The following is a 14405-nucleotide window of genomic DNA, read 5'->3' as shown; positions in this document are numbered from 1 at the left end:
ACTTTAGCGGAGAAATAATATGGCAGGTGCTAAAGAGATTAGAACCAAAATTGCAAGTGTTCGTAATACGCAAAAAATTACCAAAGCAATGGAAATGGTTGCCGCATCTAAAATGCGTAGAACGCAGGAGAGAATGTTAGCTTCCCGTCCGTATTCGGATACCATTCGTAAGGTAATCAGCCATATCGCCAAAGGAAGTATTGGTTATAAACATCCTTTTTTAACCCCGAGAGAAGTGAAAAAAGTCGGGTATCTTGTTGTTTCGACCGACCGCGGTTTATGTGGCGGTTTAAACGTGAATTTATTTAAAGCAGTGTTGAATGAATTTAAAAAACAAGAAGAAAAAGGCGTTAAAACACGAGTCGGTTTAATCGGAAGTAAATCAATCAGTTTTTTCTCAAATATGGGAATTGAAATTGCCGCGCAAATCTCCGGATTAGGTGATGCACCGGAAGCCGAGCGGATTGTCGGTATTGTCGGCGGAATGATTGAACGGTTCCGGAAGGGTGAAGTTGATGAAGTTTATGTGGTTTATAATCGCTTCATTAATACCATGTCACAAAAACCGGTTGTGCAAAAATTACTTCCTTTACCTATACTTGAAGATGATGATTTAGAATCAGACGGTTCATGGGAATATATTTATGAGCCGGATCCGAAATTATTATTAAAGAGCTTACTGGTGCGTTATTTAGAAGCTCAAGTATATCAAGCGGTAGTGGATAATCTTGCGTCTGAACAAGCGGCTCGAATGGTAGCAATGAAAGCAGCAACTGATAATGCAGGTAATTTAATTAATGACTTACAGTTGGTGTATAACAAAGCACGCCAAGCAAGTATTACGAATGAATTAAATGAAATTGTCGCGGGTGCCGCAGCAATTTAACAACGAATAGAGGAACGGTAATGGCAACGGGAAAAATTGTACAAATCATCGGTGCGGTAATCGATGTTGAGTTTCCACAAGATGCAGTACCAAAAGTTTATGATGCATTGAAAGTTGAAACGGGTTTAACCCTTGAAGTTCAACAACAATTAGGTGGTGGCGTAGTACGCTGTATCGCTCTTGGTACCTCTGATGGTTTAAAACGTGGTTTAAAAGTTGAAAATACGAATAAAGCGATTGAAGTACCGGTCGGTACGAAAACGCTTGGTCGTATTATGAACGTATTAGGTGAGCCGATTGATGAAGCAGGTCCTATCGGTGAAGAAGAACGTTGGACGATTCACCGTGCGGCACCAAGTTATGAAGATCAAGCTAACAGCACAGAACTTTTAGAAACAGGGATCAAAGTTATCGACTTGATTGCGCCGTTTGCTAAAGGGGGTAAAGTTGGCTTATTCGGTGGTGCCGGCGTAGGTAAAACAGTTAATATGATGGAGTTAATCCGTAACATCGCAATCGAGCACTCAGGTTATTCTGTGTTCGCCGGTGTTGGTGAGCGTACTCGTGAAGGTAACGACTTCTACCACGAGATGAAAGACTCTAATGTATTAGACAAAGTATCACTGGTTTATGGTCAGATGAACGAACCGCCGGGTAACCGTTTACGCGTGGCATTAACAGGTTTAACCATGGCGGAAAAATTCCGTGATGAAGGTCGTGACGTGTTATTCTTCGTCGATAACATCTATCGTTATACCCTTGCAGGTACAGAAGTGTCAGCGTTATTAGGTCGTATGCCGTCTGCGGTAGGTTATCAGCCGACGCTTGCAGAAGAGATGGGTGTACTTCAAGAGCGTATCACTTCAACCAAAACAGGTTCTATCACATCTGTTCAAGCGGTTTATGTCCCGGCGGATGACTTAACGGACCCATCACCGGCAACAACCTTTGCTCACTTGGACTCAACGGTTGTATTAAGCCGTAACATCGCCTCATTAGGTATTTACCCGGCGATCGACCCGCTTGACTCAACGTCACGTCAATTAGACCCGCTCGTTGTCGGTCAAGAGCACTATGATGTTGCGCGCGGCGTACAAAAAACGCTTCAACGTTATAAAGAATTGAAAGACATCATCGCAATTCTTGGTATGGATGAATTATCTGAAGAAGATAAATTGGTCGTTGCCCGTGCGCGTAAAATTGAACGTTTCTTATCTCAACCGTTCTTCGTGGCAGAGGTGTTTAACAGCACACCGGGTAAATATGTTCCGTTAAAAGAAACTATCCGTGGCTTTAAAGGCATTTTAGCAGGTGAATACGACCATATTCCGGAACAAGCGTTCTATATGGCGGGTTCAATTGACGAAGTGGTTGAAAGAGCCAATAAAATGTAATTGTTCTTTGAACTAAGGAGAACAACATGACGCCATTTGAACTCACAGTCGTTAGTGCTGATCGCAAGATTTTTTCCGGGCAGGTTACGAGTGTGCGGGTTTCAGGGGTTGAAGGGGAATTGGGTGTCTATGCTGGGCACACCCCATTATTAACTGCGATTAAACCGGGTATGGTTAAATTTACCTTAGAAGATAATAAGGAAGAATTTATCTATGTATCGGGCGGTTTCCTTGAAGTTCAGCCGACCGTTGTTACGGTACTTGCCGATGTGGCTATTCGTGGGGATGAGCTTGACGAGCAACGTATTTTAGCGGCGAAGCGTAAAGCGGAAGAAACCATGAGTAAAACGAACGAAGCGGATATGACAGCGAAATTAGCAAGAGAAATTGCGAAATTACGCGTTTACGAGCTCACAAAAGCAAGAGAAGCGGGAAGACGTTAATTTAATAAATAAAACGCTTTAACTTTAGAGTTAAAGCGTTTTTTCTTTTTTTACAAGCGGTCGGATCGCGATCATTTTTTGCAAAAGGAGGTAGTGTGGCAACAATGAAAGATATTGCCCGTATTGCGGGTGTGTCCCTTTCAACGGTTTCGCATGTGGTAAATGGTTCGAGATTTGTCAGCGAAGAGATTACCTTGCGTGTCAATAAGGTGATCGCAGAGCTGAATTACACCCCTTCTTTTGTTGCTCGTAGCTTAAAAATGAAAGAAACCAGTACGATTGGTATGCTTGTTACTACGAGCGGTAATCCGTTTTTTTCCGAAGTCGTCAGGCATGTCGAACGCTATTGTGAAAAACACCAATATCACCTGATTTTAGTCAACACGGAAGGAAACAACCAAACCTTAGCCCAACATGTGGAGCGTTTATTGCGTAAGCAGGTTGACGGTTTATTATTGATGTGTGCTGAACCTCAACAGGATGAACCGTACATTATGAATAATCTCCGTTTACCGATGGTTGTTATCGATTGGTGGCAACAGCCGTTAAAAGCGGATATTATTCACGAAAATTCCGAATTAGGCGGTTATCTTGCGACAAAATCGCTTATTGATGCCGGTTATCGCGAGATTGCCGTCATCACCGGCGAGTTAACCAAACCGCTTGCCGAGAAGCGGTTGAGCGGTTACAAGCGGTCACTTTTGGAGAATAATTTGCAAATTCGTTCGGAATGGATTATCGAAAGCCGATTCCACTATGAAGGTGGTTTAACGGCAATGGAAAAATTGCTTGCCTTACCGCACCGTCCAAGAGCCGTTTTTGCTATGAGCGACAGTATTGCCATCGGTGCCTATCAAGCGATTTGGCGCGCCGGGCTGCGTATTCCGCAGGATATTGCCGTGATCGGCTACGATAACATTGAGTTATCCCAATACCTTTCTCCGCCACTTTCCACCATTCACCAACCGAAAGCTCGTTTGGCCAAACTTGCGGTTGAACGTCTGATTACCCGTATACGCCATCCCGAACAAGCGGTAGAAACCGTTCGGTTAACTCCGGAACTCATCAAACGGGAATCTTTTTAGATTTCATCCCGCCTTTTATTCCCATTAAAAATGTTACGGTTATCACATTTTTGAACTTTACTTGTTGATAGCGAATGTATTTCTTTCTAGAGTCTCTTTAGCTTCAATCACAGTGAAGTCGTTTTTTAACCGTTTTGTTATTAGGGAGAATGTTTATGAAAATTATGGCTGTGTGCGGTTCCGGTTTGGGTAGTAGCTTTATGATGGAAATGAACATCAAAAAGGCATTAGCAAAAATAGGTGTAGAGGCGGAAGTAAACCATACCGATTTGGCTTCGGTAACCTTGGATGATGCGGATGTGTTTGTAATGGCAAAAGATATTGCGGAAAGCAGCAGTATTCCGTCGGATCGTATTGTCGTTGTGAAAAATTTAGTCAGTGTTGCTGAATTTGAAGAAAAGTTAGGTGCCTATTTTAATCGTTAGCGGGGTGGTATATGGACGGCTTACTCTTTTTTATTCTCGATATTTTAAAAGTTCCTTCCGTTTTAGTCGGTCTCATTGCGTTAATCGGATTGTTGGCGCAAAAGAAATCACTGCCAGATGTGATTAAAGGTACGGTTAAAACGATTTTAGGCTTTATCGTATTGGGCGGTGGAGCTGGTGTCTTGGTCGGATCGTTAAACCCGCTGGGAGGCATGTTTGAACATGCATTCAACGTGCAAGGGATCATCCCGAATAATGAAGCAATTGTTTCCATGGCAATTGAAAAATACGGTACGGCAACCGCATTAATTATGGCGTTCGGGATGGCGGCAAATATTTTGGTTGCACGCTTTACGCGAATGAAATATATCTTTTTAACCGGTCACCATACGTTTTACATGGCATGTATGATCGGAATCATTTTGACGGTCGTCGGTTTTGAAGGCGTACAATTAGTGTTGGTCGGATCGCTTGCTCTCGGTTTGGTGATGGCATTTTTCCCGGCAATCATTCAGCGTTATATGCGGAAAGTGACCGGCAGTAATGATGTCGGTTTCGGTCACTTTGGTACGTTAGGGTACGTATTGTCGGCTGCGATAGGACAAGCGGTCGGTAAAGGTTCAAAATCAACCGAAGAAATGAATTTACCGAAAAACTTAAGCTTTTTACGTGACAGCTCCATTTCCATTTCCCTCACCATGATGATGATTTATCTTATTCTTGCCTTGGCATCCGGTAATACTTACGTCGAACAACAGTTTAGTAACGGACAAAATTATTTGGTTTATGCCATTATTCAAGCCATCACTTTTGCTGCCGGTGTCTTTATTATTTTACAAGGGGTACGTTTAATCCTTGCTGAAATAGTGCCTGCCTTTACCGGTTTCTCCGAAAAATTAGTGCCGGATGCGAAGCCGGCTTTGGATTGCCCGATTGTCTTCCCGTACGCGCCGAATGCGGTACTTGTCGGTTTCTTATCCAGTTTTGTCGGAGGTATTGTCGGTCTTGCGTTATTAGGGCAATTAAACTGGGTACTGATTTTACCTGGAGTGGTTCCTCACTTTTTCTGTGGCGCAACGGCAGGCGTATTCGGTAATGCGACCGGCGGCCGTAGAGGCGCAATTTTAGGCGCGTTTGCCCACGGGTTATTAATTACTTTCTTACCGGTCTTTTTATTACCGGTATTAGGTTCTTTAGGCTTTGCCAATACGACTTTCTCGGATTCGGACTTCGGCGGGGTCGGTATTGTGCTCGGTTATATGGCTCAATATTTATCTAAAGATGTGATTACAGCGGTGATTATCGGTATTTTCGCATTATTGGTTGTACATAACTATGTAGCGAAAAAATCGGATAAAACGGAGTCGTAACCATGGACGAACAACGGCTTAAAACGTTTGCCAACCAAATTCGGATTGAAACCTTAAAAAGCTTATCACATTTAGGTTTCGGGCATTTCGGCGGTAGCTTATCCATTGTCGAAGCCTTGGCGGTGCTTTACGGCGCAGTGATGAAGGTTGATCCGAAAAATCCGCAATGGCAGGCAAGAGATTACTTTGTACTATCGAAAGGGCATGGCGGACCGGCACTTTATGCCACTTTGGCATTGAAAGGTTATTTTCCGGTGGAGCAATTGCTCACGTTAAACCAAAACGGTACATTATTGCCCAGCCATCCGGACAGACTGAAAACATTGGGCGTTGATGCAACCACAGGTTCGCTCGGGCAAGGAGTGTCGATTGCCGCAGGCATTGCCCTTTCCCATCAATTACGCGGTTTACCGAATCGAACCTTTTGTATTGTCGGTGACGGTGAATTAAACGAAGGGCAATGTTGGGAGGCGTTTCAGTTTATTGCGCACAGGCGGCTAACTCATTTGTGTCTTTTAGTTGATTTTAATAAACAGCAATTAGACGGAAATTTAACCGACATCATTCATCCGTTTGATCTGTCGGATAAGTTTACGGCATTTGGTTTTCGGGTCGTCACCGTTAAAGGTGACGACATTCAACAGCTCTACTATGTTTTAAGCGAACCGCCGAAAGACAAACCGTTAGTGGTGATTTTGGATAGCGTGAAAGGACAAGGCGTACCTTATTTGGAAGGTTTACCGAATTGTCACCATTTACGTTTGACGGAAGAGATTCGTAGGGAAATCAATCGTGCCATTGAGGTATTGGAGGCGGAAAATGCTCGTTTATGATGAATTTGAAATGCGCAAAATCTATGCCGATACTTTGCAAAATATTATGCAAAACAACCCGCTTGTTATTCAATTGGAAGCGGATTTAATGAGCTGTTTGACGATGGATAAGGTACAGAAACAGCTGCCGAATCAAGTGATTAACTGCGGGATTATGGAAGCAAATGTTGTCGGTATGGCTGCCGGATTGTCGATTGCCGGGCATATTCCGTTTGTCCATTCGTTTACCGCTTTTGCCAGCCGTCGCTGTTTTGATCAACTTTTTATGTCGCTGGACTATCAGCGATCGAATGTCAAAGTGATTGCTTCGGACTCTGGCGTAACGGCGGTACATAACGGCGGAACGCACATGTCTTTTGAAGATATGGGGATTGTACGCGGGCTTGCCAATGCTACGGTATTGGAAGTGACGGACGGTACCATGATGGAAAATATGGTGAAGCAGTTAGCTGAGTTGAACGGGTTTTATTGGGTCAGAACCATCCGTAAAAAAGCAGTAAAGATTTATCAGGAAGGAGAATCTTTTACCATCGGTAAAGCTAAGGTACTGCGTGAAGGGAAAGACGTCACATTAATTGCTAACGGTATTATGGTTGCTGAAGCGTTGAAAGCGGCTGATATTCTTGAAAAACAAGGTATTGAAGCTTCCGTCATCGATATGTTCACGCTAAAACCGATCGATCGGGAATGTATTATCCGCTTTGCCGAATTAACGGGCAAAGTCGTCACCTGTGAAAATCACAGTATCCATAACGGCTTGGGTTCGGCGGTTGCCGAAGTGTTATGCGAACATTGTCCTACACCGCTACGACGAATCGGAATAAAACAGCGCTACGGACAAGTCGGCACCTTAGATTTCTTAATGAAAGAATATGAACTGACCGCGGACGATATTGTGAAGCAGGTTTTAGCTTTCTAAGTTTATTGATGATAAGCGATTTGTTTACAACGAATCGCTTTATTTTTTGAACCTCATCACACTTTTAATAAAAGTCAGTTGTTTTTTTAGACAATCTTTTCTACTCTTTTAGTTATCGAAACGTTTCGATGATTTTTTAAGGAGGGTTTGTGATGAAAAAGACAACAATCTTAAATGCTCAACTTTCTCATGTGATTGCCACAATGGGACATACTGACGGATTAACCATTTGTGATGCGGGTTTACCGATTCCCGCCGAACAGCACTGTATTGATCTAGCCTTAACGCAAGGTATTCCGGACTTTTTTTCGACTTTACAAGCGGTGTTAAGCGAACTCTTTATTGAAAAAATTCTATTAGCGGAAGAAATCAAAATACATAACCCTCACATTGAACAACAATTATTAACTCTCATTAATCAAACCGCTCAACAACAAAATAAGCCTATTGATATTCTCTACGTGCCTCATCAGGACTTTAAACAGCAAAGCAATCATGCCAAAGCTGTCGTCAGAACGGGAGAATGTAGTCCGTATGCCAATGTTATTCTCTATTCGGGCGTACCGTTTTAGGTGGATATGATGAAAACCTTACTCAAAATTAGCGGAATAGATAAAGCCTTTCCCGGTGTTCAGGCGCTTAAAAATGCTTGCTTGAATGTCTATGCCGGTAGAGCGATGGCGTTAATGGGGGAAAATGGGGCGGGTAAATCCACCTTAATGAAAATTCTCACCGGAATTTATCAACGTGATGCCGGCACGATTGAATATCTGGGACAAGCGGTGACATTTGCCAATCCGAAGGCCTCTCAAGAAGCCGGATTGAGCATTATTCACCAAGAGCTGAATATTTTGGGAAACTTGTCGATTGCCGAAAATATCTTTCTTGGTCGTGAATTTACGCACCCTTGGGGCGGTATTGATTGGCGTAAAATGTATGCGGAATCCGACCGCTTGTTAGCTCGCCTTGGTGTTCGCCATTCCAGTAAACTTCCTGCCGGTGAGCTTTCTATCGGTGAACGACAAATGGTAGAAATTGCGAAAGCCTTGAGCTTTGAATCCAAAGTGATTGTCATGGATGAACCGACCGATGCGCTGACGGATACGGAAACCGAAGCGCTGTTTGCGGTGATCCGTGAGTTGAAAGCGGAAGGTCGAGGCATTGTCTATATTTCCCACCGTATTAAAGAAATTTTTCAAATTTGTGATGATGTGACTGTTTTGCGTGACGGGCAATTTATCGGGGAAAAAGCCGTTGCCGATTTAACCGAAGATCAATTGATTGAAATGATGGTCGGACGAAAATTGGAAGAACAATATCCGCATATCGACACCGATCAAGGCAGTGTGCGCCTTGAAGTCAATAATTTGACGGGAAGCGGTGTTCACCAAATCTCATTCAACCTGAAAAAAGGCGAAATTCTCGGTGTTTCAGGGTTAATGGGCGCAGGGCGAACCGAGTTGATGAAAGTACTTTACGGGGCATTGCCACGTACATCAGGCTCAGTCAAATTAGATGGCAAAGACATTCATAACCAGACTGCCCAAAATGGATTAGATAACGGCATTGTCTATATTTCTGAAGACCGCAAGGGTGACGGTTTAGTGCTAGGTATGTCGGTGAAAGAGAATATGTCGTTGACCGCATTAGAGCAATTTTCCCGCTACGGACGAATTGATAAAGTTCGAGAGAATATGGTCGTCACGGATTTTATTGAGCTGTTTAATATCAAAACCCCCAACGCCGAAAAAATTATCGGAGAACTTTCCGGCGGAAATCAGCAAAAAGTGGCGATTGCCAAAGGCTTAATGACCCGCCCGAATGTGCTGATTTTAGATGAGCCGACCCGAGGTGTCGATGTCGGGGCAAAAAAAGAAATCTATCAACTGATCAATAAATTTAAAGCGGAAGGGCTGAGTATCATTTTAGTGTCGTCCGATATGCCGGAAGTCTTGGGAATGTCCGATCGTATTTTAGTGATGCGGGAAGGGAGAATCAGCGGTGAATTTACCCGTCAAGAAGCGACGCAAGAGAAATTATTGGCGGCGGCAATCGGTAAAACAAGCGGTCAGATCTCATAGGAAATTTGCAAATGAATAAATCGTTTAACCTTACTAAATTTTTAATCGACCAACGGTCGATTATCGCGTTAATCACGTTGATTGTCGTGGTGTCATTTTTAAATCCGGATTTTTTTACCACGGATAACTTGCTTAACATTCTGCGTCAAACTTCGGTGAACGCCATTATTGCGATTGGCATGACCTTTGTGATTTTGATTGCCGGCATTGATTTATCGGTCGGTTCGGTATTGGCACTGACCGGTGCGGTAGCCGCAACGTTAGTCGGTATGGATTTACCGGTTTATGTAGTGATTCCTACCGTACTGATTTTTGGCGGGCTGATCGGCTTGTTGAATGGATCACTGGTGGCGTTCGGTAAAGTACAGGCCTTTATGGCAACCTTGATTACGATGCTGTTATTACGCGGCGTGACCATGATTTATATGGGCGGTCGCCCGATTAGCACCGGTTTTTCCGATAATGCCGATGCCTTCGCCGAAATCGGTACGGGGATTTGGCTCGGTATTCCGGTTCCTGTTTGGCTGATGTTCATCTTGTTTGCGTTAGGTTGGTTTGTACTCACGCAGACGCGTATGGGACGCTATATTTATGCTTTAGGGGGAAATGAATCAGCAACCGCCCTTTCAGGGATTAACGTCAATAAAGTGAAACTCTTTGTATTTGCGGTCAGTGGTGTACTTGCTGCCCTTGCCGGTTTAATCGTCACGTCTCGATTAGGTTCCGCCCAACCTACGGCAGGAACAGGTTATGAATTAGATGCGATAGCGGCTGTTGTCGTCGGTGGCACCAGTCTTATGGGCGGTAAAGGCCGTATTATCGGTACGTTAATCGGTGCATTAATTATCGGTTTCTTGAGCAATGCCTTGAATTTATTAGACATTGACTCTTACTATCAACTGGTTGCGAAAGCACTGGTAATCTTAGCTGCAGTTATCTTAGATAACTTCATTGGTCGTAAAAAAGTGTAGCGGTTGTTTATATTTTAACGTTGTAACGTAGAGCTTTTAATCCTAGCACGCTACGCGTACTAGGTTACGTGTAGTTGAGCAGCGTTGCTGTTCCTAAGCGACAGCTCCAAAGGAGCTGAATTATGCTTAACCTAGTACGGCTCTGCCGTGCTAGGAAATAAAGTTCTTTCTCATCATTCTTCATTACATAGGAGATTTTTATGAAAAAATTCACTTCATTAGCGATTGCGTTAGGTTTGGCATTCAGTACATCAGCAATGGCAAAGGAAACTATCGCATTGGCAATTTCAACCTTAGATAACCCATTTTTTGTGACCTTAAAAGAAGGCGCAGAGAAGAAAGCCAAAGAATTAGGCTATAACTTAGTTGTGTTGGATTCACAAAATGACCCGGCTAAAGAGCTGTCTAATGTCGAAGATGTGACTGTGCGTGGTGCAAAAGTATTATTAATCAACCCGACCGATTCTGAAGCGGTAGGTACCGCCGTTGCGGTAGCCAATAAGAAAAATATTCCGGTGATCACCTTAGACCGTGGTGCAAATAAAGGTAATGTCGTGAGCCATATTGCCTCCGATAACGTGGCAGGCGGAAAAATGGCGGGGGATTTTATCGCTGAAAAAGTCGGTAAAAATGCCAAAGTGATTCAATTGGAGGGGATTGCTGGCACCTCTGCAGCGCGTGAACGCGGTGAAGGTTTTAAACAAGCGGTGGAAGCCAACCAATTTGAACTGCTTGCTAGCCAACCGGCGGATTTCGACCGTACTAAAGGTTTAAATGTCATGGAAAACTTACTTGCCAGCCACGGTTCTGCCAAAGCGGTATTTGCTCAAAATGATGAAATGGCATTAGGCGCTTTACGGGCGATCAAAGCATCGGGTAAAAATATCTTAGTGGTTGGTTTTGATGGTACGGATGATGCGGTAAAAGCCGTTAATGGCGGACAACTTGCCGCAACCATTGCACAACAACCGGAAAAAATTGGCGAGTTAGGTGTAGAAGCGGCGGATAAAGTGTTGAAAGGCGAAAAAGTCGACGCACAAATCCCTGTTCCGTTAAAAGTCGTCACGAAATAGTCTTAAACAAGCGGTCACTTTTAGCAAAATATCTGCAAAATCTGACCGCTTGTTTTTAGTAGGTGGTCAAAATGAAAAACAAACTTTGTGTTCTCGGTAGTATCAATGTCGATCACGTGATTCGAGTACCTTATTTCCCCAAAGCGGGTGAAACCTTAACGGGTTATGGCTATCAAATTGCCTATGGCGGAAAAGGGGCAAATCAAGCGGTTGCTGCAGCTCGTGTTGGAGCGAAAGTCAGCTTTATCGGTGCGATTGGCGATGATCAAATCGGACAAACGATGAAACAAGCTTTTGAACAAGATGGTATCGATACATCGGCAATCTGTGTCATTCCAAATCAATCAACGGGGCTGGCGATGATTCAAGTTGCCGATTCGGGTGAAAATAGCATTGTGATTTCTGCTGGGGCAAATGCGGATCTTTCCGAATCCTTAGTTGAACAACATAAATCACAGATAGAACAAGCTGATATTTTGCTGATGCAGTTAGAAAGCCCGTTACAAGCGGTCACTTTAGCGACAAAATTTGCAAAATCAGCCGGGGTAAAAGTGGTGTTAAACCCCGCTCCGGCTCAACCTTTACCGGACAGTTTGTTATCACACATTGACATTATCACCCCGAATGAAACGGAAGCGGAAATACTGACAGGGATTAAAGTGACCGATGAGCAAACTGCAGCAGTAGCAGCAAACCATTTTCATCAACTAGGGATCGAAACGGTATTGATTACCCTAGGTTCAAAAGGCGTGTATTACAGTGAAAAAGGGCAAGGCGAAATTATTCCGGGTTTCCGAGTTGATGCAGTAGATACAACAGCCGCAGGCGATACCTTTAACGGCGCTTTTGTGACGGCATTATTGGAAGGAAAATCAGCTAAAGATGCGATTCGTTTTGCTCATGCCGCTGCAGCGATTTCGGTTACTCGAATAGGGGCGCAAACGGCGATTCCGACAAGGGAAGAAGTTGAAGTTTTTTTATCATTAAACCCATAAATTTGGTGTTTCTCTTCTTTTTAGCAAAATTGAGAATAACGTCACATTTTTTTATTGTGAATAGCGGTATCCTTACGCCAATGGTTTTTTGAATATAAAAGGAGACATTTATGTTTAAACAACTTCAACAAGTCGGTAAAGCCTTTATGTTGCCGATCGCCATCTTGCCGGCGGCGGGTTTGTTATTAGGAATTGGCGGTGCATTGTCGAATAAAGCGACGGTGCAAGCTTATCCGATATTGGATAACCCGACTTTGCAAGGCATATTTCAAATTATGGCGGCGGCAGGCAGTGTGGTGTTTGCTAATCTTGCGCTGTTGCTCTGTATCGGTTTGGGTATCGGTTTAGCCAAGCGAGATAAAGGCGTAGCGGCATTAGCTTCCGTCGTCGGTTATTTGATTATGACGGGAACGATTGCGGCATTGATTCCGATTTTTTCACCGGAAACCAAAGGGATTGATACCGGTGTTATCGGTTCGCTTGTGATGGGGTTGATCACCGTTAAACTACATAATAAATATCATAATATTCAGCTGCCGCAAATTCTAGGCTTTTTCGGCGGATCGCGCTTCGTTCCGATTGTTACGGCATTTGCGGCAATTTTTGTCGGCGCTCTGTTCTTCTTAATTTGGCCGACCTTCCAAAATTGGCTGGTTTCTGCGGGGCAAGGTATTGCTTCAATGGGCGAAATCGGCACGTTCTTTTATGGATTTTTAATGCGTTTGAGCGGTGCAATTGGTTTGCACCATATGATTTATCCGTTATTTTGGTACACCGAATTAGGCGGAACCGAAGTAGTAAACGGTGAAACTGTTATCGGCGCACAAAAAATCTTCTTTGCTCAATTGGCGGATCCGAATCACCAAGGTTTATTTACCGAAGGAACTCGATTCTTTGCCGGTCGTTTTGATACCATGATGTTCGGTTTGCCGGCAGCCTGTTTGGCAATGTATCATGCGGCTCCGAAAGATCGTCGCAAAGCGATTGGAGGGTTGTTCCTTGGTGCTGCATTAACTTCGTTTATTACAGGCATCACTGAGCCGATTGAATTTATGTTCTTATTCGTTGCTCCGTGGCTCTATGTGTTCCATGCTTTCTTAGACGGTGTGTCATTCTATATTGCCGATTTTCTGAATGTGTCTATCGGTAATACTTTCTCTGGTGGATTTATCGACTTCTTACTGTTCGGTATTCTACAAGGTAATGAAAATACCCACTGGATTCGTGTCGTAATGGTGGGACTACCTTGGGCGGCACTTTATTATTTCTCTTTCCTGTTCCTGATTCGCAAATTTAATGTGATGACACCGGGAAGGGGGGATGATCAAGAAGACGTTGTAGAGCAACAAACCACATCATTAACCGAAAATGCGCACAAAATTATTGAAGCATTAGGTTCGGCAACCAATATCGAAAATGTCGATGCGTGTATTACCCGTTTGCGTGTTGCCGTAAAAGAGGTGAAAAAAGTAGATAAAGCCTGCTTAAAATCATTGGGCGCAGTGGATGTACTTGAAGTTGGCGGAGGTATTCAAGCTATTTTCGGCGCAAAAGCTGTGTTATATAAAAGTGAGGTTAATCAGATTTTAGGAAAAGAAGATTAGTTTCAAAGCAATTCCGTATTTGCAAAATTAGCCCTAAAACAGACCGCTTGCTGCTAAAAATTCAGCCAAACTGAATTGTTTTTCAACAAGCGGTCGGATTTTTCAAAAATTTTGCAAAAATCGCTTGCGCGGAATTCTAAAATCTCTATAATGCGCCCCACACAACGACGCGCTGTTGCGAAGTGATTAAACAGTGCGTCGTTGTTTTTTGCTCTTTAACAATTTATCAGACAATCTGTGTGGGCACTTGTTGATTGACTTTGTTTGAAAATATTTTTTAATTTTGAAGTCTTGATAAGTGCTTAACTTGAAATTCATATTAATGT

At 43.4% G+C, this 14405-nt stretch carries 14 protein-coding genes; all 14 read left to right on the top strand.

Annotated elements, in window-relative coordinates; translation table 11 throughout:
* Positions 1-19: 19 nt before the first annotated feature.
* The 14 genes from atpG to ACEYKX_RS10540 all read left to right on the top strand — a co-directional run bounded on the left by atpG (position 20) and on the right by ACEYKX_RS10540 (position 14079).
* Positions 20-886 carry a F0F1 ATP synthase subunit gamma gene (gene atpG / locus ACEYKX_RS10605; RefSeq protein ID WP_373767571.1) on the top strand — a complete coding sequence of 289 codons (867 nt, stop codon included), beginning with the start codon at positions 20-22 and terminating at the stop codon, positions 884-886.
* A 20-nt stretch (positions 887-906) separates the two neighbouring features.
* Positions 907-2280 carry a F0F1 ATP synthase subunit beta gene (gene atpD / locus ACEYKX_RS10600; protein WP_373767572.1) on the top strand — a complete coding sequence of 458 codons (1374 nt, stop codon included), beginning with the start codon at positions 907-909 and terminating at the stop codon, positions 2278-2280.
* Between the two features lie 26 nt (positions 2281-2306).
* A complete protein-coding gene (locus tag ACEYKX_RS10595) occupies positions 2307-2723 on the top strand; it encodes a F0F1 ATP synthase subunit epsilon (RefSeq protein WP_373767573.1) in 417 nt (138 codons plus the stop codon).
* A gap of 95 nt (positions 2724-2818) precedes the next feature.
* Positions 2819-3808, top strand: coding sequence for a substrate-binding domain-containing protein (locus tag ACEYKX_RS10590; protein WP_373767574.1), 990 nt, complete (start codon positions 2819-2821; stop codon positions 3806-3808).
* Between the two features lie 155 nt (positions 3809-3963).
* Entirely contained in the window at positions 3964-4233 is a 270-nt protein-coding gene (locus tag ACEYKX_RS10585; protein WP_373767575.1) for a PTS sugar transporter subunit IIB, read from the top strand.
* A gap of 11 nt (positions 4234-4244) precedes the next feature.
* Positions 4245-5603, top strand: coding sequence for a PTS ascorbate transporter subunit IIC (locus tag ACEYKX_RS10580; RefSeq protein WP_373767576.1), 1359 nt, complete (start codon positions 4245-4247; stop codon positions 5601-5603).
* A 2-nt stretch (positions 5604-5605) separates the two neighbouring features.
* The gene (locus tag ACEYKX_RS10575; protein WP_373767577.1) at positions 5606-6436 is read left to right on the top strand and encodes a transketolase; all 831 of its coding nucleotides are present in this window, start codon (positions 5606-5608) and stop codon (positions 6434-6436) included.
* Positions 6423-7355: a transketolase family protein gene (locus tag ACEYKX_RS10570; protein WP_373767578.1), complete on the top strand. Its 933-nt coding sequence runs from the start codon at positions 6423-6425 to the stop codon at positions 7353-7355. The genes ACEYKX_RS10575 and ACEYKX_RS10570 overlap by 14 nt, the downstream gene beginning before the upstream one ends.
* Before the next feature lie 152 nt (positions 7356-7507).
* Positions 7508-7927 (top strand): D-ribose pyranase, encoded by a 420-nt coding sequence (gene rbsD / locus ACEYKX_RS10565; protein WP_373767579.1) that lies wholly within the window; start codon positions 7508-7510, stop codon positions 7925-7927.
* Between the two features lie 9 nt (positions 7928-7936).
* Positions 7937-9436 (top strand): ribose ABC transporter ATP-binding protein RbsA, encoded by a 1500-nt coding sequence (rbsA, locus tag ACEYKX_RS10560; protein WP_373767590.1) that lies wholly within the window; start codon positions 7937-7939, stop codon positions 9434-9436.
* An 11-nt stretch (positions 9437-9447) separates the two neighbouring features.
* Positions 9448-10407 carry a ribose ABC transporter permease gene (gene rbsC, locus ACEYKX_RS10555; RefSeq protein WP_373767580.1) on the top strand — a complete coding sequence of 320 codons (960 nt, stop codon included), beginning with the start codon at positions 9448-9450 and terminating at the stop codon, positions 10405-10407.
* 200 nt (positions 10408-10607) lie between these two features.
* On the top strand, positions 10608-11480 hold the full coding sequence (rbsB, locus tag ACEYKX_RS10550; RefSeq protein WP_373767581.1) for a ribose ABC transporter substrate-binding protein RbsB: 873 nt from the start codon (positions 10608-10610) through the stop codon (positions 11478-11480).
* A 71-nt stretch (positions 11481-11551) separates the two neighbouring features.
* On the top strand, positions 11552-12475 hold the full coding sequence (gene rbsK, locus ACEYKX_RS10545; RefSeq protein WP_373767582.1) for a ribokinase: 924 nt from the start codon (positions 11552-11554) through the stop codon (positions 12473-12475).
* Positions 12476-12585: 110 nt separating this feature from the next.
* On the top strand, positions 12586-14079 hold the full coding sequence (locus ACEYKX_RS10540; protein ID WP_373767583.1) for a PTS transporter subunit EIIC: 1494 nt from the start codon (positions 12586-12588) through the stop codon (positions 14077-14079).
* Positions 14080-14405: the final 326 nt, after the last annotated feature.

The sequence above is a fragment of the Glaesserella sp. genome (genome assembly GCF_041817755.1).
Classification (GTDB): domain Bacteria; phylum Pseudomonadota; class Gammaproteobacteria; order Enterobacterales; family Pasteurellaceae; genus Glaesserella.
This window is presented reverse-complemented; position numbering and strand designations above follow the sequence as displayed.